The organism is Chelatococcus sambhunathii, from assembly GCF_001418005.1.
Lineage (GTDB): Bacteria > Pseudomonadota > Alphaproteobacteria > Rhizobiales > Beijerinckiaceae > Chelatococcus_A > Chelatococcus_A sambhunathii.
Window position 1 is genome coordinate 1 of sequence record NZ_LIOL01000019.1, and the last position, 21,815, is coordinate 21,815.

A 21,815-nucleotide genomic window follows, 5' to 3' on the forward strand; every position below is an offset into this window, starting at 1 on the left:
CTCACGGCAGGCCAAGCCAGCGACCTCGCGAGTGCCAAAGACCTGATCGGGCATCTCGCGCCGGGCTCAATGCTGCTGGCCGACAAGGGATACGACGCCAACGACCTGCGCGCTGCCGTCGCCGAGCGGAACGCATGGGCGAACATCCCGCCCAAGCGCAACCGCAAGGACCCGATCTGCTTCTCCAGGCACCTCTACAAGGCGCGCAACCTCGTCGAGCGCTTCTTCAACAAGATCAAACACTTCCGCCGTATCGCCACCCGCTTCGACAAGACGGCGGAAAACTTCCTCGCCGCCGTGAAGCTCGCGTCCATCCGCATCTGGCTACGCGGTTATGAGTCTACGGCCTAGTGATGGCGCTTTCAAAAGTATTGGTTGATCTTCAGCCTGCATCAGCGCGCAGCTCTCCCGCCATAAAATCGCCATCGCCGACAATCGAACTGCCCGCGGCCGCAGTGACGGGCGCGCGCGCTCGCTGCTGTTTCGAACGGCTCCAATCTGCTGTCGACCCCGCTTCTCTTGCATGCAGTGGGCGATAGGATCGCATCCAGGACCGTTGCGGCCGTCGGCGGCTATCATTAGCTAACTACGGTTGAGCGCGGTTGAAACCGCAAGACCATATGCGCGGGGCACCCAGGAGCGGGAGCAGGAACTTTGAAGCAGGAAGCCCACAATCCCACGGCCACGGCCGGCGGCGCGACACAAACCTTCGGCACCGAGGGCATCGCTCCGATGGACCGGCCGAGCCTCGTCACGCGCGTGCTCATGGGCACCGTCGCCTGGGCCGAGAAGCTCAACCTCAAATATTCCAAGGTCGGCAACCCGCCCGTCTACGACAACACCACCTTTCCCTGGGTGGCCGAGATCGAGCGCGAGTGGCCCCTCATCCGCGCCGAGCTGGAGAAGGTCCTGGTGCGCCAGGCGGACCTGCCCTCCTTCCAGGACATCTCCACGGACGTGAAGACCATCAGCACGGACACGGGGTGGAAGACCTTCTTCCTCGCCGGCTACGGCCTCACGTCGGAGCAGAACATCAGGCAGTGCCCCGAGACCTGGCGCATCGTGCAGAAGATCCCGGGCCTCAAGACGGCGATGTTCTCCATCTTCGAGCCCGGCAAGCACCTGCCGGCGCATCGCGGGCCCTACAACGGCGTGCTGCGCCTGCACCTTGGCCTCATCGTGCCCGAGCCGCGCGACAAGCTCGCCATCCGCGTCGACAAGCAGATCTGCCACTGGGAAGAGGGCAAGGCGCTCGTCTTCGACGACGCCTACAACCACGAGGCCTGGAACCACACGGACAAGACGCGCGTCGTGCTCTTCGTCGATTTCGTCAAGCCGCTGCGCTTCCCGGCGAACCTCGTCAACTGGCTGCTGCTCAACATCGCGGTCTTCACGCCTTTCATCCGCGAGGGGCTCGACAATCACAAAGAGTGGGAAAAGCGCTTCTATGCCCAGGCCGAGGCGCTGCGCAACAGCAAGGCCGCCGGCTGAGTTGCGTCCGCGGCTGGCCCGGCAACCGACGTCCCAACGAACGAGGTAATCCGCATGACAGCTCCGCTCGTCGAAGCCAATGGCGCCGCCATTCCCGCTCTCGGGCTCGGCACCTGGGAAGCAACGAATGACGCCTGCATCGCCGCCGTGCAGTGGGCGATCGAGGCGGGCTACCGCCACATCGACACCGCCGCCCGCTACGGCAACGAGGAGGCGGTGGGACAAGGCATCCGCGCCTCCGGCATCTCCCGCGACAAGCTGTTCGTGACGACGAAGGTCTGGTACGAGGACCTGTCCGAGAGCAATCTGATGCGCTCGGCCGAGGCCAGCCTCAGACGCCTCGGCCTCGATGCGGTCGACCTGCTGCTCATCCACTGGCCGAATGCCAGCATCCCGCTCAAGGAGACGATCAAGGCGCTCGGCCGGGCGAGGCGCGACGGGCTCACGCGCCACATCGGTGTCTCCAACTTCCCCGTCGCGCTGCTCGACGAGGCGGTGGCGCGCTCGGACGAGCCCCTGGTCGCCAACCAGTGCGAGTATCACCCCTACCTCGACCAGTCGAAGGTTCTCGATGCCTGCCGCCGTCACGGCCTTGCCTTCACGGCCTATTGCCCGCTCGGACGGGGCCAGTTGCTTGACGAGCGCACGGTGGTCGAGGTCGCCGAGCGGCACGGCAGGACGCCGGCCCAGGTCGTGCTGCGCTGGCACGTCCAGCAGCCGGGGGTCGTCGCCATCCCGAAATCCGCCAATCGCGAGCGCATCGCGCAGAACATCGACATCTTCGACTTCGCGCTCGACGAGGACGAGGTGGCGCGGATCAGCGGGCTCGCCCGGCCCGACGGGCGCATGATCGATCCCTCCTGGGCGCCTGCCTGGGACAAGGCTGCATGAGGTCGCTAGCGGCGGTTGCCCTAGCCTTCCTCCGCCGGGCCGTGGCAGACACCGCCGCCCGACGGCGGGCTGCGGTCTGACGCGATGGTTCCACCAAGCAGGAACGCGATTCGATGCAGCAGCCTCCCATGCCGAGATCCGGTCGCCGTGCCGCTGCGGTGGCGACGGGCCTTCTCGCGATCGCCGTCGCGGGACTCGCCACCCTCTCCTCGGCGGCGGAGCCGGAAGGCACCGGCGGCACCATCGCCTCCGACCGCGACGCGATGGCCCAATGCCTCGGCGAGAGCGGCCGCGCCCCGTCCGCCTGCATCGGTTCCATCGCGCTCGTCTGCGCCCGGCGCGACGGCGGTGACCGTCATGCGGCGGAGATCGCCTGCTCACGCCGTGAGGTCGCCGTCTGGCGCGAGCGCATGACGAGCGCGATCGCCGCCCTCGACGGCAAGCTCGACGGGGCGGCACGCACCCACTTCACGGCCGTGCAGCAGGCCTGGGAGAGCTATGCGGACCTCAACTGCAGCTTCATCTCGCAGGCCTTCCCCGCCTCGCCGCGCGCGGCGGTCTTCGAGGCGGGCTGCGAGCTCAGGGAGGTGGCCGAGCGCACCATCCATGTCGAGCGACTGCTGCGGCGGCTGAGCGAGGCCCACTGATCGGGGGCACCAGGCGGGCAATACGGGGCAGCCATGTTTTTCTATCTCTCGAAGATCTTCTGGTTCTTCGTCACGCCGAGCAACGTGCTGACCGTCATCGCGCTTGTCGGGCTCTTGCTGCTCTTCTCGCGCTACCGGCGCCTCGGCCACGGCCTCGTGGCCATCGGCATCGTCGGCTTTCTGATCGTCGGGGCCTCGCCGCTCGCCCGCATCTCGATGCGGGTTCTGGAGGACCGCTTCGCGGCCGTGCCGCGCCTCGATGGCGAGCCCGTCGCCGGCGTCATCGTGCTCGGCGGCGCCATCGGCATGAACCGCCATCAGATCAAGTTCACCGACGCCGCCGCGCGCATGACAGCGACGATCGAGCTTGCGCGTCGCCTTCCCGAGGTCCGCATCGTCTTCACCGGCGGCTCGGCCAGCCTGCTGACGGAAGAGGAATACACGGAAGCCGATGCGGCGCGAGCGCTGTTCGTCTCGCTCGGCATGCGGACGGAGAATGTCCTCTACGAGGACCGCTCGCGCAACACGCGGGAGAATGCGCTCTTCACCCGCGACCTGGTGCAGCCGCAGCCCGGCGAGCGCTGGCTGCTCGTCACCTCGGCCTATCACATGCCACGCGCCGTCGGCTGCTTCGAGGCCGTCGGCTTCGATGTGGTGCCTTATCCGGTCGACTTTCATGCCGACGGCAAGCCGGACGACTTCTACCGCCCCTTCCGCACCTTCTCGGAGGGGCTGCGCCTCGCGGACCTCTCCACCAAGGAATGGGTCGGCCTCGTGGCCTACCGCCTGATGGGCTACACGCCGACGCTGCTGCCGGGCCGGTGAGCGGCTTCATTCCACATGCGGCAGGCCGATGCGGTAGATGCCGCGGAAGTCGTCGGGGTCGACCGGCTTGCCCTTGCGGTAGATGACGAGGCGTCCCTCGTGCGCGAGGGCCACGGCGACGCGCCGGACGGGCTGCATCAGCGGGCCCCAGCCATCCGGATGCGGGCCTGCGTAGGCACGGGCAACCACGGTCGGATCCAGCGTCTTGCCCGGTCCGCATGCAGCGGCGAGCGTAAGCATGAGGGTGGCGATTTCGGCGTCGCGAGTCGCATCGGCTTTCATCGCTCCTGCCTGCCTGTCCGGGGTCGCCGCGTCAATCGCGTTCGCGCACGTCGAGGGCGGCCCGCGCCTCCGACGAGAACTGGCGCCGCGCCATGACGACGAGCACCGCGGCCGTCGAGAAAAAGAAGAGATAGGGGCTTAGGAACCAGCCGAGATAGGCGAGCGCGAAGAAGAAAGCGCGCTGGCCGCGGTTGAAGTGGCGCCCCGCGACGACTGCCATCTGCCCCGCTCGCGCGGCGGCCGCCCGCGCCGGGGCGTCCGGCGCGCGGCCCTTCTCCGCCGCCGGCGTCGCGCCGATGAGGATCGCGGCATAGTTGAACAGACGGTACGACCAGGAAAACTTGAAGAAGGCGTAGCCGAAGATGATGACGATGCCGATCACCTTCAACTCCCAGGCAAGGCGAGTGGTCTGCAGGCCAAAGGGCAGATCGGCAACGAGATTGAGCACCTCGTCAGTGGACCGCAGCAAGGCGAGCGCGCCACCGATGACGATGAGCGACGTGGAGGCGAAGAAGGCGGTGCCGTTCTGCAGCGTCGCCATGATGGTCGTATCGACGATGCGCAATTCGCGCTCGAGCATCCGCGCCATCCAGACGTGGCGATAATTGTTCATCATCACGTTGAGGCTCTGCTCGGCCCAGCGCGAGTGCTCGACGACGATCTTGTAGCCGATCCAGGCAGCGACGAAAAAGCCGAGGGCGACATAGTCCGCCGGGCTGAAAACCTCCACGTGCCATCCCCATATAGATGTCCAATCACGAACATCGTGCCCGATGGCCGGTGCGGGAACAATCGGCACGCCGCGATCTCCCCAGGGAAGAGGCGGCCGCGCTAGCATGGCCTGCCAGCCGCGGGCAGCGGGAGGATCAAGACGATGCCGCAGACCATCACCCTGGGATTCAAAACGATGCTCGCCGAGGCCGAGCGCGCCATCGAGACCATCGACGCGGCGGCAGCCATCGCCCTGCATGGCCGCGACGATGTCGTTTTTGTGGACTTGCGCGACCCGCGCGAGCTGGAGCGCGAAGGCACCATCCCCGGCGCTTTCCATTGCCCGCGCGGCATGCTGGAGTTCTGGATCGACCCGGAGAGCCCCTACCACAAATGCATCTTCTCGCAGGACAAGCGCTTCATCTTCTTCTGTGCCGGCGGCTGGCGCTCGGCGCTCGGCGCGGCGACGGCCGCGCGGATGGGGCTCAAGCCCGTCGCCCATCTCGGCGGCGGCTTCGCCGCCTGGCGCGAGGCCGGCGGGCCGACCGGGCGCTTCGAACTGCGGGAGCAACGGCCGGTGGCCGCGAAGTGATGCGGCAGCGATAAAGGCAATGTGAGCCGGGCAGCCGATGAGCCTGCGTCCCCCTCGCCTCACCTCCCGCGCCGATGTAACCGGCATGGCCAATGACGCCCTGCAGCAGGAGATGCTGCAGGAAAGCGCCTCCGCCCTCGGGCGTCTGGGGCGGGCGCTCGAAGCCGCGCTCGCCGCCATCGAGGCCTGCGATGCCGGCAGAGGCACCGACACCGACCGGAAACGGCTGGTGCGGCAGGCGGGCACCGCGCTGTGGCACCTCGTCGTCCAGCGCGAGGCCTGCGGCCTGCGCTCGAGCGCCCAGCTCTACCGCGACTACCGGGTGCCGCAGGAGGTGATCAACGCCATGGGCATCGGGCCGCCGGCGGATAGGCGATAGTGGCCCGGTGCGCCCAGGCGAGAGCCGAAAACAAAAGGGCGGCCCGAGGCCGCCCTTTCGCGTGGAAAGCGTGAAACGCGAGGCGATCAACGCTTCGAGAACTGGAAGGAACGGCGGGCCTTGGCGCGGCCGTACTTCTTGCGCTCGACGACGCGGCTGTCGCGCGTCAGGAAGCCCTGCTTCTTGAGGACGGAGCGCAGCTCAGGCTCATAGTAGGTCAGCGCCTTGGCGAGGCCGTGGCGTACGGCACCGGCCTGGCCGGAGAGGCCGCCGCCGGTGACGTTGACCATCACGTCGTACTGGCCGACGCGCTCGGTCAGCACGAGCGGCTGCTGCAGGATCATGCGCAGTACCGGACGCGCAAAATAGACGTCGAGTTCGCGGTCGTTGACGACGATCTTGCCGGCGCCGGGCTTGATCCAGACGCGCGCGATGGCGTCCTTGCGCTTGCCGGTGGCATAGGCGCGGCCGAGCTTGTCGAGCTTCTGCTCGTGCACGGGCGCCTCGGGCGCGGCCTGCGGGGCGACGGCCTGCCCGAGATCGGAAAGGCTCTGGAGGGTCTCGGCCATGATCAGGCGCTCCTCACGTTCTTCGAATTGAGCGCGGCGACGTCCAGCGCCTCGGGCTGCTGAGCCTCGTGCGGATGCTGCGAACCGCCGTAGACGCGCAGGTTGCCGAGCTGCTTGCGGCCGAGCGGGCCGCGCGGGAGCATGCGCTCCACCGCCTTCTCGACGACGCGCTCGGGAAAGCGGCCCTCGAGGATGAACTTGGCGGTGCGCTCCTTGATGCCACCCGGATAGCCGGTGTGGTGGTAGTACACCTTCTGCTCACGCTTGCGGCCGGTGAACACCACCTTGTCCGCATTGATGACGATGACGTTGTCGCCGCAGTCGACGTGAGGCGTGAAGGAGGGCTTGTGCTTGCCACGCAGGCGCATGGCTACGATCGAAGCGAGGCGGCCGACGACAAGGCCCTTCGCATCGATGAGCACCCACTTCTTCTCGACGTCGGCCGGCTTTGCCGAATAGGTCTTCATGGGTCTCTTCCGAGATGATGCAGAGACCTTCGCGAGGCCCCCGCGGGAACACTGCAACGGCGCCGCACAGGGCAGCGCCGTTCAAGGTGGGCGTGCTCTACATGAGGCCGGCGCCCGCGTCAAGCACGGCGGCGAGGCGCCGACGCGGACAACCCGTTAAATATCAATTACTTACCTATAAAGGTATTATAATACCGCAATTTTCTTCACCGCGGCGGGATGGAATAGGTCCCTGTCGCATGGGCGACGGGCTCCTCCTCCCCGTCCGAGAAGATGGTGACCTCGCCGACGGCGAGGCGCTTGCCGAGCTTGAGCAGGCGGCAGTCGGCGAGAAGGTCGCGCCGGCCGGGCTTGCGCAGGAAGTGGAAGGACAGGTTGGTGGTGACGGCGAGGCCGACCGGGCCGATGGCGCCGAGGATGGCGACATAGAGCGCAAGATCGGCGAGCGCCATGATGGTCGGCCCCGAGATGGTGCCGCCGGGGCGGATGTGGCGCTCGTCATAGGCGCAGCGCAGGCGCGCCGACATCGGCCCCACCGCCTCGACGCCATAGATGCGCCCGCCGGCGTGAATCTGGGGGAATTCCCTGTCCAGGAACGCCTCGAGCTCGGCCACGCTCATCACCGGCTGCAACTCTGCCCATGCCGCCATGCGCGCATCCCCCTTCCCGTTTCATGGATCTCGACCATATTGCGTTGGTTGCAGCATGCTGTGACGCCGCCGACAATAGGCAGATCGGCAAACCGGCCTTCGGCGCCCGCGCCCGGCGAGGAATGCATGAATACCGAGACGACGATCGACACGCCCGTGCTCCTCGTGGAGGAGCCCGAGGAGGGCATCGCGCTCCTCACGCTCAACCGGCCGAGGGCGCGCAACAGCCTGAGCGAGGCATTGATGGCCGCCGTCAGCGAAGCGCTCGACGGTATCGCCCGCCGGCCGGACGTGCGCGTCGTCGTCCTTGCGGCCGCGGGCCCGGTCTTCTCCGCCGGGCATGACCTCAAGGAGATGACCGCCCACCGCGCGGACCCGGACCGCGGACGCGCTTATTTCAGCGACGTGCTCGGCACCTGCTCGGCCATGATGCAGCGTATCGTGCGCCTGCCGCAGCCGGTGATCGCCGCCGTCGAGGGCGTCGCCACCGCTGCCGGCTGCCAGCTGGTGGCGAGCTGCGATCTCGCCGTCGCGGGAGCGGCGGCGCGATTCTGCACGCCGGGCGTCCACATCGGCCTCTTCTGTTCGACGCCGATGGTCGCGCTGTCGCGCAACATCTCACGCAAGCACGCCATGGAAATGCTGCTGACGGGCGAGATGGTCGACGCGCAGGACGCGGCGCGCTTCGGCCTCGTCAACCGCGTCGTCGGCGAGGGGGAGGCGCTCGCAGCGGCGCTCGTCATGGCGCGCACCATTGCCGCCAAGTCGCCGCTGACGCTGAAGATCGGCAAGCGCGCCTTCTACGAACAGCTCGAGATGGGCCTGAGCGACGCCTACCGGCACGCCAGCGCCGTGATGGTGGAGAACATGCTGGCACGCGATGCCGAAGAGGGCATCGGCGCCTTCATCGAGAAACGCGAACCGAACTGGCAGGGCCGATGATCCCGAACGCCCCCTCCTCCACCCGGGCCGCGGCGCCCGGCGCCGTGGAGCATGACAATTATCCCGATGCCTATATCCGCGACATCTTGAAGAGCGTGAAGACGATCGCGCTCGTCGGCGCCTCGGCCAATCCGGCCCGGCCGAGCTATATCGTCATGAAATACCTGATCGAACGAGGCTACGACGTCATCCCGATCAACCCGGGCCTCGCCGGCAAGACCCTGCTCGGCAAGACGGTCTACGGCCGGCTCGCAGACATTCCCCACCCGGTCGACATGGTGGAGATCTTCCGCAACTCCGAGGCCGCGGGCCCGGTGACGGACGAGGCGCTGGCGCTCTCGCCGCGGCCCCGGGTCATCTGGATGCAGCTGTCGGTGCGCAACGACGCGGCCGCCGAGCGGGCCGAGGCGCGCGGGCTCAAGGTCGTCATGAACCGCTGCCCCAAGATCGAATACGGGCGCCTCTCCGGCGAGATCGGCTGGCAGGGCATCAATTCGCGTATCATCTCGGCCAAGAAGCCGGCCATGGCCGACAAGGGCTTCCAGAAGCGCACCATCTTCAAGCCGGGCGATCAGTAAGCCGTTCGTTCGAGCGAACGGCGGAACACTTCGGCAGAACCTTTCTTTTCTCCTGCCTTTCTGATCATCGACGACCCGCCCGGACCGTTGCCAGCGGACCGACGGCGCTTGCCTTCGCTATTTCCATCGAGCACGCGCAGCATCGCCGGCAGGAAGCCCATTGACTCACCCATAGCTCGCCAGTTATGGATTATTCATAGCTGGAAAGTTATCGATCGTGACATCGCAAGCCCACGACCTCCTCTTCAGGACGCTCGCCGATCCGACGCGGCGCGCCATTTTCGAGCGGCTGTGCCGCGACGGCGACCAGACGGTCGCCGCGCTGACGGCCAAGGCGGGGGTCTCCCAGCCGGCGGTTTCGAAGCATCTCGGGATCCTGAAGCGGGCGGGGCTGGTGCGCGACCGTCACGAGGGCCGCCAGACGCATTACAGCGCACAACGTGCCGCCCTCGCCCCGCTGATCGACTGGACCAGGCAGATGTCGGGCTTCTGGCAGGCCAGGTTCGATGACCTCGAAGACCTGCTCAAGAGAATGGACCAATGAGCGACACAGCCACCGAACGCCTCTTCGTCGTCGTCGAACGGGAATTCCCCTACCCGCCGGAAAAGCTTTGGCGCGCCCTCACACAGCCGCACCTCATCGAGGAATGGCTCATGAAGAACGACTTCAAGCCGGTGGTGAACCACCGCTTCAACCTCACCGCCGACTGGGGCGCGGTCGACTGCCGGGTCGAGATCGTCGAGCCCGACAAGCGGCTGTCCTATCGGTGGGATACCAAGGACCTCGAAAGCGTCGTCACGTGGACACTGACGCCAACGGAGACCGGCACCCACCTGCGCATGGAGCAGACGGGTTTCCGGCCGGATCAGCAGTCCTATTACCGGGGCGCCATGGCGGGCTGGCCGCGGTTCCTCTCGGCGCTGGACGATGTTCTGTCGCGGATCGATTGAGGCCGCCGGTCGTCGAAGCCATTCCGGAAGGAAGAAAAGGACCTCCCGATGAATTGGAGCGCGTCGATCCGCCGTTTCCACCGGTGGCTGTCGGTTGCTTTCACCGTGGGCTTCATCGCCAACGTCGTCGCCACGTGGGGCGGCGCGGAGCCGCGCTTCTGGGTCCATCTCCTGGCGCTCGTCCCGCTCTTCCTGCTGATTCCCACGGGCCTCTACATGTTCGCGCAGCCTCATGCCGCGCGGTGGCGTACCATGCGCCACATCCCGCAGGAACAGTGAACGGATGACGAAGCTGCCCGCCAAACCTGCGAAAGCGGTCAAGCCTGCGAAAACGGCAAGGACGAAGGCCGCCACCGGGGCTGCAACGGAAGCGGCGCAGCCGGGCGGAGCCGTTCTTCTCTCCGGGGGCAATCCCCAGATCCCCAAGGGATACGGCGATGCCCCCGTAGAGGCCTATATCGCGGCCATGCCGGGCTGGAAGAGCGAGCTCGGCCGCCGCCTCGACATGCTGATCGTGCGGACGGTTCCGGGCGTGATGAAGGCCGTCAAATGGAACTCGCCCTTCTACGGCGTGGAGGGCCAGGGATGGTTCCTGAGCTTTCATTGCTTCACGAAATACGTGAAGGTGACATTCTTCCGCGGCACCTCGCTCGATCCCGTTCCGCCCGGCGCGTCCAAGCACAAGGACGTCCGCTATCTCGACATCCACGAGGGCGGTCTTGACGAAGGGCAGTTCGCGGACTGGGTGAAGCAGGCCAGCCGCTTGCCCGGCGAAAAGATCTGAGCAGCCGGCACACGCAGGTCCCTTCCTCCCTCCTCCTCGTTGACGGCAAACGCGCCGTTCGTTATTACGAACGAACGCCTTTTAAAGCGAATGCCGGAGGAGATGTTCCATGGCCGACCGTGTGCCCGGGTTCAATACACTTGCCATCCACGCCGGTGCCCAGCCCGATCCGGCGACCGGCGCGCGCGCCACGCCCATCTACCAGACGACTTCCTTCGTCTTCGACGACGTCGACCACGCGGCCTCGCTCTTCGGCCTGCAGGCCTTCGGCAACATCTACACGCGCATCGGCAACCCGACCTGCGCGGTGCTGGAGGAGCGCGTGGCGGCGCTCGAGGGCGGCACGGCGGCGCTCGCCGTCGCCTCCGGCCATGCGGCGGAGTTCCTCACCTTCCACGCCCTGCTGCAGCCGGGCGACGAGTTCATCGCCTCGAAGAAGCTCTACGGCGGCTCGATCAACCAGTTCAACCATTCCTACAAGAGCTTCGGCTGGAACGTCGTCTGGGCCGACCCTGACGACCTGTCCACCTTCGAGCGGGCCCTGACGCCCAAGACCAAGGCGATCTTCGTCGAGTCGATCGCCAATCCGGGCGGCGTCATCGTCGATATCGCCGCCATCTCCGCCATTGCCAAGCGCGCCAATATCCCGCTCATCGTCGACAACACGATGGCGACGCCCTACCTATGGCGCCCCTTCGAGCACGGGGCCGACATCGTCATCCATTCGGCCACGAAATTCCTCGGCGGGCACGGCAATTCCATCGCCGGCCTCATCGTCGACGGCGGCACCTTCAACTGGGTCGGCGACGAGCGCTATCCGATGCTGTCGAAGCCGCGGCCGGAATACGGCGGCATGGTGCTCGGTGAGACCTTCGGCAACTTCGCCTTCGCCATCGCGACGCGGGTGCTCGGCCTGCGCGACCTCGGCCCGGCTTTGTCGCCCTTCAACGCCTTCCTCATCCTCAACGGCATCGAGACCCTGCCGCTGCGCATGCAGCGCGCCTCGGATTCGACGCTCATGGTGGCAAAGCACCTCGCCAGCCATCCGGCCGTCGCCTGGGTGAGCTACCCCGGCCTCGAGGGCGACCGCTATTACACGCTCGCCAGGCGTTACTGCCCGAAGGGCGCCGGCGCCGTCTTCACCTTCGGCCTCAAGGGTGGTTACGAGGCGGGCGTCAGCCTCGTCTCGAAGCTGCAGCTCTTCTCGCACCTCGCCAACATCGGCGACACGCGCTCGCTCGTCATCCACCCGGCCTCGACCACCCACCGCCAGCTCGGCGACGAGCAGAAGGTGGCCGCCGGCGCCGGGCCGGACGTGGTGCGCCTGTCCATCGGCCTCGAAGACCCGGCCGATCTCATCGCCGATCTCGACCAGGCCCTGTCGGCCTGAGCCTGCCGTTGCGGAGCCTGACCCATGAGCGATCATTGTAACAAGACGGGCTTTGCCACGCGGGCGGTGCACGCGGGGGCGGCGCCCGACCCGGCGACGGGGGCTCGCACCACGCCGATCTATCTGACGAACGGCTTCGTCTTCGACGATCCCGAAGAGGCGGCCGACATCTTCGCCCTGCGCAAGATCGGCTTCTCCTATTCGCGCGGCAGCAACCCGACGACGGCGGCGCTGGAGCGCCGCGTCACGGATCTCGAGGGCGGCACCATGTCGGTCGCCATCGGCTCCGGCCAGGCGGCCCTTCTCGTCATCCTGCTCACGCTCATGGAAAGCGGCGACGAATATGTCGCTGCCAGCCGCCTCTTCGGCGGCTCGCTCGGCCTCATGCGCCGTCTCGAGCAGCGCCATGGCCTGAAGGTCCATTTCGCCGACCCGACCGATCCGGCCAGCGTCGCGGCCGCCGTGACGGAGAAGACGAAGGCGATCGTCGTCGAATCCATCGTCAATCCCTGCGGCAGCGTGGTCGATCTTCAGGCGATCTCGGCCATCGCCAGGCGCCACAAGGTGCCGCTCATCGTCGACAACACGCTGGCGAGCCCCTATCTTATCCGGCCGTTCGAGCACGGGGCCGATATCGTCTTCCATTCGACGTCGAAGTTCCTCGGCGGCCACGGACAGGTCATCGGCGGCATCATCACCGACGGCGGCAGCTTCGACTGGGCGGGCGACGCGCGTTACCCGCTCATCTCGGCGCCGTGGGGCGACTACGAAGGCATCGTGCTCGCCGAGGCCTTCCCGAAGAACGCCTTCGCCGTCGCGGCCCGGCTCTATGGCCTGCGCGACCTCGGCCCGGGCATCTCGCCGGCCACCGCCTTCCTGACACTGACCGGCATCGAGACGCTTCCGCTGCGCATGGCGCGCCACTGCGCCAATGCCAAGGCCGTGGCGCAGCACCTTGCCGGTCATCCGGCCGTGGCGGCGGTGAGCTATCCCTCCATCGAGGGCCATCCCGGCAAGGCGCTCGCCGATCGCTACAGCCCGGAGGGGGCAGGCTCCGTCTTCACCGTGGCGCTCAAGGGCGGGGACCAGGCTGCGACGCGCTTCATCGCGGCGCTCAAGCTCTTCTCGCACATCGCCAATATCGGCGAGACACGCTCGCTCGCGATCCATCCGGCGACGACCACGCACCGCAACATGCCGCCGCAGGAACGGGCGAAGGCAGGTGTTGCCGGCAATGTGGTGCGCCTGTCGATCGGGCTGGAGGATGCGGCGGACATCATCGCCGACATCGATCAGGCGCTGGCTGCGGCTTCCTGAGCCGCCGCTCCCCTCAGCAGTGATAGCTCGAATCCGCGGGCGGCCGAACGCGGCGGCCCGCCTCGGACACCGTGGCGACAACCGGCCGCAGTTGGAAGAGTTCGCGTGCAGCTGAATGCGTGCGGCGCGCGCGCCGACGCGTCGCGCCGTCCGCGAGCTCGGCCATGCAGATGCAGGATGCAGCGATCCCCGGCCACAAACCCGCGTGGAAGATCGTCACCATGCCCGCCATCGACGTGCCCTCCATCAGCGCCAGCCGTCGTCCGCCTGACGCGAACCTTAACGCAGCTTTATGCTGAGCGCGACCGGCGCCCGTCGAGGTGCGCGAACGCACGACTCACCCATTCGGACTAAAGCGTCGACATCCGGTGGGATGCGGCCCGAGGATTAACGGGACAAGGCTTGCGCCGGCCTGCCGGCGCCGCGGCGTACCGAGGAAAAGACCAGCGGCCTCAGGCCCGAGCCGGTACCGCGAACGGCGCCGGCTCGGCCAGTCGGCGCCGGTGGTGGACGCAGGCGCCGAGCAGCAGAACGGCGAGGCCCTGGTGCAGCAGCGCGGCCCATAAAGGCACGACGAGCAGCAGGGTGGTGATGCCGACGAGCGCCTGGGCGAGGACGAAGGCCGCGAGCAGCACGGCCCGTCGCGCCGTCGCGCTCCCCGGCATGCTACGCAAAGCGTTCACCGCATGCCACAGGGCGAGAGCGAGCAGCACATAGGCACCCAGGCGGTGGTTGAACTGCACGAGGGCGATGCTCTCGACGAAGTTCTCCGCCCACGGCGTGATCGGGAAGAGCGTCCCGGCGGCGGGCACGAGGCGCCCGTCCATCAGCGGCCAGGTGTTGTAGGAGAGGCCCGCGTCGAGCCCGGCGACGATCGCGCCGAGGGCGATCTGCAGCACGGTGAAACCGATCAACAGCGAAGCGGTGCGCCTGAGGCGCGCCGGCGCATGCTCCGGCGCAAAGCGGCCGAGGCCAGTCGCGACCCAGACGAGGGCGCCGAGAATGCCGCAGGCGATGAGCATGTGCAGCATGAGCTTGACCGGCGCGACCGCCGTCATGCCCGGCTTCAGGCCGGAGGCGACCATGATCCAGCCGACGGTGGCCTGCAGCCCGCCCATGGCGCCGATGGCGGCGATGGTCAGCAGCAGGCGCCCGCGCACCTGCCCGCGCCAGGCGAAGAACGCGAGCGGCAGGAAGAAGGCGAGCCCGATGAAGCGGCCAAGCTGGCGATGCCCCCACTCCCACAGGTAGATCGACTTGAACTCGGCGAGGGTCATGCCCTTGTTGACGAGCTCGTATTGCGGGATCTGGCGGTAGAGGTCGAACTCGCGCTGCCAGGCTTCCTCGCTCATCGGCAGGAGGGCGCCGGTGACCGGCTTCCATTCGGTGATCGACAGGCCGGAATCCGTGAGGCGCGTCGCGCCGCCAACGAGGATCATGACGAGCACGAGGCCGGCGAGCAGCCAGAGCCATGCCCGGACCGGCGCCATGCGGCGCGAGGCCTCCCGGTCGACCTGCGGAGCGGAAATGGAAACGGCACTGTTCATGGCGCGCGAAACTGTCTACTTCCTGCGGCGGCAAGGCCCTTGCGGGCCCGTTCGTCCCGCGAGACATAGGCCTTTGCAGGCGGCGGCACAACGAGCCGCACCGCCGCACCCCGGAACCTGATGAGGAGCCCCCATGCAACGGCGCACACGCAAGCTCGTCGGCACCATCGCAATGCTGATCTTCGTCTGCGTCTATGCGCTCGTCGTCATGGCACTCGCGCAGAGCCGGCTGCCCGAGATGGCGAAGGGCGTCGAACTCCTCTTCTACGCCATTGTCGGCATCGGCTGGATCATCCCCTTGCTGCCGCTCGTGTGGTGGATGGAGCGCAAGGACAAAGGCGAGACTTGAGAATCCCTTACGCAGGCCTGTTCAAGCGACGTCGAGCTTGCGCCCCCGGTTCCACAAGAGGAATGGCACGCCCGACAAGAGCGCCCGCGCCGCCGCCCTCGTCTGGTAGAGGCCGTTGAGGGACACGCGCGGCAGTGCCGTCAGATGCTGTGCGTGCGCCACGAAGAGATGACCCGGGCGCGTCGTCACGGCGGTCGCGAAGCCGGCCTCTCGGGTGATGGCGAACTCCCGCGGTCCCGCCGACGTCGGATCGCCGACGGGATAGGCGAAGTGCCGCACCGGCTGCCCGACACGCTCGGCGATGATGGCCCGGGAGCGCTCGATCTCCTCGCGCACCCGCGCCGCGTCGTGCTTCGCCAGCATCGGATGGGTCAGGGTGTGGGCGCCGATGGTGACGCCCGGCACGCGCGCCAGCGCCGCGATCTCCGCCCAGTCGAGGCAGAGCTCCTCGACGAGTGCACGGCCATCGACGCCCGCCCGCTCGGCAAGACCCGCGATGACGGCGAGCAGCCGCTCTTCCGGCCCGCGCCGCAGCGCCCAGTAAAGCTGTTCGAAGGCCGCGCTCTTCTCGGCATCGGTCCGGGCCGGATGGGCGATGGCGAGGTCGCCGTCGTCGACCGCCACATGGTCGAGCCGACGCACGGCCTCCTCCAGCTCCAGCCACCACAGGCGCGCCGTGCGGTCGGCGAAACCGGTAGTGACGAAGACCGTCCAGGGGGCTCCGTGCCGTTCGAGGACGGGCTGCGCATGGACGACATTGTCGCGGTAGCCGTCGTCGAAGGTCAGCGCCAGGAAGGGCGCCGCGCCCGGGCGCGGATCGGCGAGCCGCTCCGGCACCTCGTCGAGCGGCACGAAGACGAAGCCCTCCGCCTTCGCGAGCGTCAGCACCTCGTCGAGAAAGCCGGGCGTCACCTCCAGAAGGGCGTTGGGCGCAAAGCCGCGGCCGGCATCCGGGCGCACATGGTGCAGCATCAGGATCGCTCCCCTGCCCCGCGCCGCGCTGGCCAGCCAGCGGTCCGCCCCAGTCAGGCTGATCGCCTGCATACCGAAGCGGATGATCGTGCTGCGTAGATTCATGCTTCCTTGGCCGTTTCCTTGCTAGGAGAGGATCAGAACCGCCCGTGCAACGGCGCGGACGCGAAACGCTGCGTCATTTTGAAACAGGTCTTTGCAGGAATGGGAGCGATGACGACCAATCTCGACGTCTTCGACGATGCCCCGGTGGCCGTGCAGGACGCAAGCGTCGGCCTTGTGGTCGACATCCTCGACGATCCGGCCGCCATCGCCTCCTGCTGGCGCGACTTCGAGCGCAAGGCGCTCATGTCGCCCTACCAGTCCCATGCCTGGGTCAGCGCCTACGACCATTGCTGGCAGGACAGACGGCGGCCGAAGCGGATGCTGCTGCGGGTGCGCAACGAAGCCGGTGCGGTGCGGGCGCTGCTGCCGCTCGACGTCTTCTCCCGGCGGGGGCTGACGGTGGCGACCATGCCAGGCGCCGGCCATGCCAATTTCCACATGCCGCTCCTGGCCCATGGGGGCGCGCCCTCCGCGGACGAATGGGCAGAGGCGCTGCAGCGGGCCGGCCGGGCTGCCGGCATCGACCTCTTCATCTTCCGCCATCAGCCGCAGGCCTGGCACGGAGAGGAGAATGCGCTCGCCGCCGTCATGTCGCAGCCGAGCCCGAGCAACGGCTATCAGCTCACGGTCGACTTCCCGGCCGCCGAGGCGCGCACGCACATCCTCAGTCCCAAGCGCCGTCGCGTCTTCAAGTCGAAGGAACGGGCCCTGTCGGAGCGGGGGACGTTCGTTGCCCGCCTGATGGAGAGCAAGGAGGACGTGCGGCGCGCGCTTGCCGCCTTCCTCGCCCAGAAGGCCGAGCGCTTCGCCGCGCAGAAGATCGCCAATCCCTTTGTCGATCCGGGCATCCAGGCCTTTCTGCTTGCCGCCTGCCTGCCGCAGCCCGACGGCAGCCCGCCGCCGCTCAGGCTCTACGCCCTTCTGGTCGGCAACGAGATCGTCGCAACGCGGGCGGGCACCGTCTGGGGCACGCACATGAGCGTCATGTTCCACTCCTTCGACCAGCGGCCGGAGATCTCGCGCTCGAGCCCGGCGGAGGTCCTGTTCATCCACATGATCGAGGCACTGACCGCGGAAGGCTTCACCCATTTCGATCTCGGCGTCGGCGACCTGCCGTACAAGCGCGTCTTCTGCAAGGAGGTCATGGAGCTGCGCGACGGCATCGTCCCCGTCTCGGCGAAGGGGCGGCTCCTTGCTCCGCCACTCAAGGCCGCGGTGTGGGCCAAGCGTCGCGTCAAGCAGTCGGAAAGGCTGTCGGCGCTCTATCAGCGGCTGAAGCCCGCCCCCGCGGCCTGACGGAGGCGGCTCAGGCCGCGGCGCGCGCGCCGTCCGCCTGCGGCACCACGACGATGATGTCGCGCGCCTTCGCCTCCGCAAGGCGGGCGTAAGCCGCGCGTGTGGCCTCGGCCTGCTCGGCCTCTTCCGACACGAGTACCACGTGGTCGACGTGTGGCAGGACATGCGGGGCGAGCGCCTCGAGACCTGCGGCATCGACGACGAGGATCACCCACTCATAGGTCTGATCGAGGGCGAGCAGCGGCAATTCGAGCGCGCCGGACTTTTGGGCGAGTGCGTCGGCGAGATTCGTGCCCGCCGAGACACGGTGCAGCCGCGTGCCGGCATCACGCCCGATGACGTCGGAGAAGGAGGCGCTGCCCAAGGCAAGCTCGGCGAGGCCCGGACGTCGGGCGCCGCGCATCGCTTCGCCTGCCGTCAGGTCGAGCAGAATCGTGCGTTCGGTCCTGACGCGGTCATCGGCCAGGGCGCGCGCCAGCGGAACGGCGCCGGCACCGGCCGCGGCCTCCGTCACCAGCAAGCGCCGGCCTCGTCCCTCCGCGGGACGATCGCCGAGCCGCGCCATCAGCGGCGCCAGCGCATCGGCAGCCGTCGTCGCCGCCGGCACAGCCTCTCGTTCGTCGCGGGGCTGAGCCGGCGCCTGCGCTTCGACCACTGCCGAGACCGGCGCGTCTGTAACGGGCGACGGGGGAGGAGCGGGCTCGACGCGCGACGGCTCGGAGACGGCCTGCGCCGGCGGCAGGTGGGCCGGCGGCGCGGCCGCCGGAACGAAGGCCCGTCCGGACAGGAGTTCCAGCGCGATGACGAGCGTCCCCGCCAGCGAGAAGGCCACCAGAGTGACGATGGCGATGATCGGCACCTTCTTGGGGAAGTTCGGCGTGCCCGGCACCACGGCGCGCGAGACGATGCGCGCATCGGCCGGACTCGCGTTCTCCACTTCGCGCGCCTGCGCCTCGCGATAGCGGGTCAGGTAGGTCTCGAGCTGCTCGCGCTGGGTGCGTGCCTCGCGCTCGAGCGCACGCAGCTCCACCTCCGATTCCTTGGCTTTCGCGGCCACAGCGCTCTGGGCATCGACGGCCTTCTGCACGCTTTCGACCCGCGCAGCGGCGAGGCTCGCCTCGTTCTCCAGCGAACGCACGGTGCGCTGCGCCTCCTGCCGGAGCTGGTTTTCCAGGTCCGCGATCTGGGCGTTGAGCTGCTTGATGCGCGGATGGGCTGGCAGAAGCGTCCTCTCCTCGAGGGCAAGTTGCGCCCGCAGCGCGATGCGCTGTTCCAGGAGGCGACGGATGAATTCGTTGTTGGCGACATCGGGAATGTCGAAAACGCGGCCGGAGGCGATCATGTCGCGGATCAGACGCGCCTTCGCCTCGGCCTCGGCCTGGGCCGAGCGGGCAGCGGACAGCTGCGCCGAGAGCTCGGCGAGCTGCTGCGCCGGCAGCGTCACCTCGCCGGCATTGCCGCTCATGAGGCCGTGGCGGGCGCGAAAATCCTCCACCTTCGCCTCGGCCTCGGCGACCTGCTTGCGCAGCGGCTCGATGGTTTCGGCGAGCCATTGGGATGCGGCCTGCGTCGCGCTCTGCTTCACGGCGCGCTGGAAATCGAGATAGGATTCGGCGATCGTGTTGGCGGCGCGAGCCGCGAGGTCGGGGTCGGCCGACGAGAACTCGATGGCCACGACGCGCGAGCGCGGCAGCGGAAAGACGTTGAGGCGCTGGTAATAGGTGGCGAGCACACGCTCCTCAGGCGGGCGCGCCTTGCCGGAACCGCTAAGGCCGATCCACTGCATGACACGCTGGCTAAGGCCGAGCACCCGCGCATCCGGATCGAACTCAGGATTGCCGACGAGGCCGAGCTTGCCGATGACGTCGCGCGCCAGATCGCGCGACATGATGACCTGCACCTCGCTCTGCACCGCTTCCTCGTCGAACTGGGAACCGGCGCCTGCCCCGCCTTCGGGGCGCGTGTAGAAAGTGTCGCCGCTGACGAGAAGAACGCTGGTCTCGGCCTTGTATCGCGGCGTGATGAGATTGACGATCAGGAACGCCCCGACGAAGGCGAGAAGGGTCGGCAAGGCGATCCACATCCGGCGCCGCACCAGCGCGCGCCAGATCACCCCCAGATCGAGATCGTCCCCGGCGGCCGGAGCCCCCCCGGCCGCGACTTCCTTCGACATCGGCGCCTCAAAATACGAAAAACAACGCCTCAACCTTGCACACAAGGCGTTGCCGGCAGGTTAAATCGGCCTGATGGACGGCAAGGGCCGTCGGCATACGCAAAAATCAACCTTTGTTAACCATAACGGCGTTAGATGCGTCTCGTCCTGCAGTTTCCGATGACGGTCACATGTCGCGCTTTCCGGCCATCGCCCTCGCCCTTCTCTACGCCGCGCTCGGCGCCTGCACCCAGACGTCGCGTGCACCGATGACGGTGGAGGCGGTGCCCCGCCCGCAGGTCTACACGCTCGACAGCGGCGACCGCCTCCGCATCATCGTCTTCGGGCAGGACAGCCTGTCCAATATCTATACCGTGGATGCCTCGGGCAAGATCGCGATGCCGCTCGTCGGCGCCATCCCGGCGCGCGGGCTGACAACGCAGCAGCTCGCCAAGGCCATCGAGCGCAAGCTCGCCGCCGGCTACGTGCGCGAACCGTCGGTGAGCGTGGACGTCGAGGCCTATCGGCCGTTCTTCATCCTCGGCGAGGTGCGCAATCCCGGCCAATATCCCTTTGTCGCCGGCATGACGGTGCAGACCGCCGCCGCCATCGCCGGCGGCTTCACCCCCCGCGCCGTGGAGAGCGAAGCGCTCGTCACCCGTCAGGCGCCGGGCAAGGCCGTCACCGGGCCGCTGCCGGCGACCTATCCGATCAAGCCGGGCGACACCATCGTCATCAAGGAGCGGTGGTTCTGAGCCACCGTCGGCCCGGACGACACGTCATGCCCCATCCCGAGTCCCTGCGCATCCTGCACGTGCTGCGCGCACCCGTCGGCGGCCTGTTCCGCCATGTCGTCGACCTTGCGCGCGGACAGGCGCAGCTCGGCCACCGCGTGGGCATCGTCTGCGACGCCACGACCGGCGGCGAGCGGGCGGAAGCAACCCTCGCCGCGCTCGGTGGGGATCTCTCGCTTGGCGTTACGCGCCTGCCCATGGCGCGCCTGCCGGGGCTTGGCGATCTTGCGAGTGCCCTGCGCGTGCGTGCGCTGGTGTCCCATCTCGGACCCGACGTGGTGCACGGCCACGGCGCCAAGGGTGGCCTCTACGCCCGGCTGGCCGCGCGGACGAACGGGCGTCGTCCCGCCCGCATCTACACGCCGCACGGCGGCAGCTTCCACTACCCGCCGGGCACGGCGCAGCACCGGCTCTACATGGCTGCCGAGCGCGTCCTGGCCCGGAGGACCGACTTCTTCCTGTTCGAGAGCGCCTATATCGCCCGGCTCGCCGCGGGGGCGCTCGGCCCCCTCGCGGCGCGCTCCGCGGTCGTCTACAACGGTCTGCACGAAGCCGAGTTCGATGAGGTGCCGCGGTCCGGCCCGCAGGACGTGCTCTATATCGGCGAGTTGCGCCACCTCAAGGGTATCGACACGCTGATCGACGCGTTGGCGCTGCTGCGCGCCGAAGGCCGCGAACTCACTGCCGTCTTCGTCGGTGCCGGCCCGGACGAGGAGACCATCCGAGCCCATGCGGCGCGCCGGGGTCTTGAAGCGGCCGTGACCTTCCAGCGACCCATGCCGATCCGGAAGGCGCTCGCGCTGGCGCGGGTGATGGTGGTACCGTCGCGGGCCGAGTCCCTCCCCTATGTCGTGCTGGAAGCTGCGGCTGCCGCGATGCCGCTCGTCGCGACCTCCGTCGGCGGTATCCCCGAGATTTTCGGGCCGCAGGCGTGCCGCCTGATACCTCCCAATGCACCAGAGGCCCTCGCCGGCGCGCTGCGCCGCCGCCTCGACCTGCCGGAGGCGGAGGCCCGCGCCGAGGACGCCACACTGCGCGCCTTCGTGCGCCAGCGTTTCTCGCTGCCACAGATGGTCGCCTCGGTGCTCGGCGCCTATCACGCAGCACTGCGTTAAGACATTCGCCAGACGGCCG

29 protein-coding genes are annotated in these 21,815 nt (G+C 68.0%); 19 read left to right on the forward strand and 10 right to left on the reverse strand.

The features are described from left to right. The 5 genes from ASC46_RS19980 to ASC46_RS20000 all read left to right on the forward strand — a co-directional run. The coding region (locus ASC46_RS19980) for an IS5 family transposase (RefSeq protein ID WP_169790124.1) at positions 1-351 on the forward strand (351 nt) is incomplete at its 5' end. A 303-nt stretch (positions 352-654) separates the two neighbouring features. Then, positions 655-1,491 carry an ornithine lipid ester-linked acyl 2-hydroxylase OlsC gene (gene olsC / locus ASC46_RS19985; RefSeq protein ID WP_072249639.1) on the forward strand — a complete coding sequence of 279 codons (837 nt, stop codon included), beginning with the start codon at positions 655-657 and terminating at the stop codon, positions 1,489-1,491. A 54-nt stretch (positions 1,492-1,545) separates the two neighbouring features. After that, a complete protein-coding gene (locus ASC46_RS19990) occupies positions 1,546-2,382 on the forward strand; it encodes an aldo/keto reductase (protein ID WP_055461051.1) in 837 nt (278 codons plus the stop codon). A 128-nt stretch (positions 2,383-2,510) separates the two neighbouring features. Continuing rightward, positions 2,511-3,029, forward strand: a complete 519-nt coding sequence (locus ASC46_RS19995; protein WP_055461052.1) for a lysozyme inhibitor LprI family protein — start codon at positions 2,511-2,513, stop codon at positions 3,027-3,029. A gap of 33 nt (positions 3,030-3,062) precedes the next feature. Then, the gene (locus ASC46_RS20000) at positions 3,063-3,854 is read left to right on the forward strand and encodes a YdcF family protein (RefSeq protein ID WP_055461053.1); all 792 of its coding nucleotides are present in this window, start codon (positions 3,063-3,065) and stop codon (positions 3,852-3,854) included. A gap of 6 nt (positions 3,855-3,860) precedes the next feature. Here ASC46_RS20000 and ASC46_RS20005 read toward each other — a convergent pair whose 3' ends face one another. Then, the gene (locus tag ASC46_RS20005; protein WP_055461054.1) at positions 3,861-4,136 is read right to left on the reverse strand and encodes a DUF3253 domain-containing protein; all 276 of its coding nucleotides are present in this window, start codon (positions 4,134-4,136) and stop codon (positions 3,861-3,863) included. Positions 4,137-4,167: 31 nt separating this feature from the next. Next, on the reverse strand, positions 4,168-4,866 hold the full coding sequence (locus ASC46_RS20010; protein ID WP_055461055.1) for a DUF599 domain-containing protein: 699 nt from the start codon (positions 4,864-4,866) through the stop codon (positions 4,168-4,170). A gap of 144 nt (positions 4,867-5,010) precedes the next feature. On the opposite strand from ASC46_RS20010, the gene ASC46_RS20015 reads away from it, so the two are divergent. Both ASC46_RS20015 and ASC46_RS20020 read left to right on the forward strand, forming a co-directional pair. Beyond that, on the forward strand, positions 5,011-5,439 hold the full coding sequence (locus tag ASC46_RS20015) for a rhodanese-like domain-containing protein (protein WP_055461056.1): 429 nt from the start codon (positions 5,011-5,013) through the stop codon (positions 5,437-5,439). A 37-nt stretch (positions 5,440-5,476) separates the two neighbouring features. Then, a complete protein-coding gene (locus ASC46_RS20020; RefSeq protein WP_072249640.1) occupies positions 5,477-5,818 on the forward strand; it encodes a DUF6665 family protein in 342 nt (113 codons plus the stop codon). 86 nt (positions 5,819-5,904) lie between these two features. Here the strand turns inward: ASC46_RS20020 and rpsI are convergent, their stop codons facing one another. From rpsI to ASC46_RS20035, 3 genes are all read right to left on the reverse strand, one after another. After that, positions 5,905-6,387: a 30S ribosomal protein S9 gene (gene rpsI, locus ASC46_RS20025; RefSeq protein ID WP_055461058.1), complete on the reverse strand. Its 483-nt coding sequence runs from the start codon at positions 6,385-6,387 to the stop codon at positions 5,905-5,907. 2 nt (positions 6,388-6,389) lie between these two features. Beyond that, the gene (rplM, locus tag ASC46_RS20030; protein ID WP_055461059.1) at positions 6,390-6,854 is read right to left on the reverse strand and encodes a 50S ribosomal protein L13; all 465 of its coding nucleotides are present in this window, start codon (positions 6,852-6,854) and stop codon (positions 6,390-6,392) included. A 206-nt stretch (positions 6,855-7,060) separates the two neighbouring features. After that, positions 7,061-7,504 (reverse strand): PaaI family thioesterase, encoded by a 444-nt coding sequence (locus ASC46_RS20035; protein WP_055461060.1) that lies wholly within the window; start codon positions 7,502-7,504, stop codon positions 7,061-7,063. Between the two features lie 126 nt (positions 7,505-7,630). On the opposite strand from ASC46_RS20035, the gene ASC46_RS20040 reads away from it, so the two are divergent. Together ASC46_RS20040 and ASC46_RS20045 are read left to right on the forward strand one after the other, a co-directional pair. Next, positions 7,631-8,446 (forward strand): enoyl-CoA hydratase, encoded by an 816-nt coding sequence (locus ASC46_RS20040; RefSeq protein ID WP_055461061.1) that lies wholly within the window; start codon positions 7,631-7,633, stop codon positions 8,444-8,446. Then, complete coding sequence (locus tag ASC46_RS20045) at positions 8,443-9,024, forward strand: CoA-binding protein (RefSeq protein ID WP_055461062.1); 582 nt, start codon at positions 8,443-8,445, stop codon at positions 9,022-9,024. The genes ASC46_RS20040 and ASC46_RS20045 overlap by 4 nt, the downstream gene beginning before the upstream one ends. Here the strand turns inward: ASC46_RS20045 and ASC46_RS21450 are convergent. Continuing rightward, positions 9,018-9,185, reverse strand: a complete 168-nt coding sequence (locus ASC46_RS21450; RefSeq protein WP_157672362.1) for a hypothetical protein — start codon at positions 9,183-9,185, stop codon at positions 9,018-9,020. The genes ASC46_RS20045 and ASC46_RS21450 overlap by 7 nt on opposite strands. Positions 9,186-9,241: 56 nt before the next feature. Here ASC46_RS21450 and ASC46_RS20050 point away from each other — a divergent pair, with 56 nt between their 5' ends. The 6 genes from ASC46_RS20050 to ASC46_RS20075 all read left to right on the forward strand — a co-directional run bounded on the left by ASC46_RS20050 (position 9,242) and on the right by ASC46_RS20075 (position 13,466). Continuing rightward, positions 9,242-9,568, forward strand: coding sequence for an ArsR/SmtB family transcription factor (locus tag ASC46_RS20050; protein ID WP_055461063.1), 327 nt, complete (start codon positions 9,242-9,244; stop codon positions 9,566-9,568). Then, positions 9,565-9,975 (forward strand): SRPBCC family protein, encoded by a 411-nt coding sequence (locus tag ASC46_RS20055; protein WP_055461064.1) that lies wholly within the window; start codon positions 9,565-9,567, stop codon positions 9,973-9,975. The genes ASC46_RS20050 and ASC46_RS20055 overlap by 4 nt, the downstream gene beginning before the upstream one ends. A 48-nt stretch (positions 9,976-10,023) precedes the next feature. Further along, a complete protein-coding gene (locus ASC46_RS20060) occupies positions 10,024-10,254 on the forward strand; it encodes a hypothetical protein (protein WP_055461065.1) in 231 nt (76 codons plus the stop codon). 4 nt (positions 10,255-10,258) lie between these two features. Then, positions 10,259-10,759: a DUF1801 domain-containing protein gene (locus ASC46_RS20065; protein WP_055461066.1), complete on the forward strand. Its 501-nt coding sequence runs from the start codon at positions 10,259-10,261 to the stop codon at positions 10,757-10,759. Positions 10,760-10,868: 109 nt separating this feature from the next. Further along, the gene (locus ASC46_RS20070) at positions 10,869-12,149 is read left to right on the forward strand and encodes an O-acetylhomoserine aminocarboxypropyltransferase (RefSeq protein ID WP_055461067.1); all 1,281 of its coding nucleotides are present in this window, start codon (positions 10,869-10,871) and stop codon (positions 12,147-12,149) included. Positions 12,150-12,173: 24 nt separating this feature from the next. Continuing rightward, on the forward strand, positions 12,174-13,466 hold the full coding sequence (locus ASC46_RS20075) for an O-acetylhomoserine aminocarboxypropyltransferase/cysteine synthase family protein (RefSeq protein WP_055461068.1): 1,293 nt from the start codon (positions 12,174-12,176) through the stop codon (positions 13,464-13,466). Between the two features lie 13 nt (positions 13,467-13,479). On the opposite strand, the gene ASC46_RS20080 is transcribed toward ASC46_RS20075, so the two are convergent. Continuing rightward, positions 13,480-13,689: a hypothetical protein gene (locus ASC46_RS20080; protein WP_141659736.1), complete on the reverse strand. Its 210-nt coding sequence runs from the start codon at positions 13,687-13,689 to the stop codon at positions 13,480-13,482. A gap of 229 nt (positions 13,690-13,918) precedes the next feature. Further along, positions 13,919-15,013: a COX15/CtaA family protein gene (locus ASC46_RS20085; RefSeq protein ID WP_055461070.1), complete on the reverse strand. Its 1,095-nt coding sequence runs from the start codon at positions 15,011-15,013 to the stop codon at positions 13,919-13,921. A gap of 133 nt (positions 15,014-15,146) precedes the next feature. On the opposite strand from ASC46_RS20085, the gene ASC46_RS20090 reads away from it, so the two are divergent. Further along, positions 15,147-15,362 carry a DUF2842 domain-containing protein gene (locus ASC46_RS20090; RefSeq protein ID WP_055461071.1) on the forward strand — a complete coding sequence of 72 codons (216 nt, stop codon included), beginning with the start codon at positions 15,147-15,149 and terminating at the stop codon, positions 15,360-15,362. A gap of 21 nt (positions 15,363-15,383) precedes the next feature. Here ASC46_RS20090 and ASC46_RS20095 read toward each other — a convergent pair whose 3' ends face one another. Beyond that, positions 15,384-16,439, reverse strand: a complete 1,056-nt coding sequence (locus ASC46_RS20095; protein ID WP_055461072.1) for a polysaccharide deacetylase family protein — start codon at positions 16,437-16,439, stop codon at positions 15,384-15,386. Between the two features lie 108 nt (positions 16,440-16,547). Between ASC46_RS20095 and ASC46_RS20100 the strand changes: the two genes are divergently transcribed. Beyond that, positions 16,548-17,735, forward strand: coding sequence for a GNAT family N-acetyltransferase (locus ASC46_RS20100; protein WP_055461073.1), 1,188 nt, complete (start codon positions 16,548-16,550; stop codon positions 17,733-17,735). A 10-nt stretch (positions 17,736-17,745) separates the two neighbouring features. Here the strand turns inward: ASC46_RS20100 and ASC46_RS20105 are convergent, their stop codons facing one another. Then, positions 17,746-19,908, reverse strand: coding sequence for a GumC family protein (locus tag ASC46_RS20105; protein ID WP_055461074.1), 2,163 nt, complete (start codon positions 19,906-19,908; stop codon positions 17,746-17,748). A 170-nt stretch (positions 19,909-20,078) separates the two neighbouring features. Between ASC46_RS20105 and ASC46_RS20110 the strand changes: the two genes are divergently transcribed. Beyond that, a complete protein-coding gene (locus ASC46_RS20110; RefSeq protein ID WP_055461075.1) occupies positions 20,079-20,642 on the forward strand; it encodes a polysaccharide biosynthesis/export family protein in 564 nt (187 codons plus the stop codon). A 26-nt stretch (positions 20,643-20,668) separates the two neighbouring features. Further along, on the forward strand, positions 20,669-21,796 hold the full coding sequence (locus ASC46_RS20115) for a glycosyltransferase family 4 protein (protein WP_055461076.1): 1,128 nt from the start codon (positions 20,669-20,671) through the stop codon (positions 21,794-21,796). Positions 21,797-21,815 lie beyond the last annotated feature (19 nt).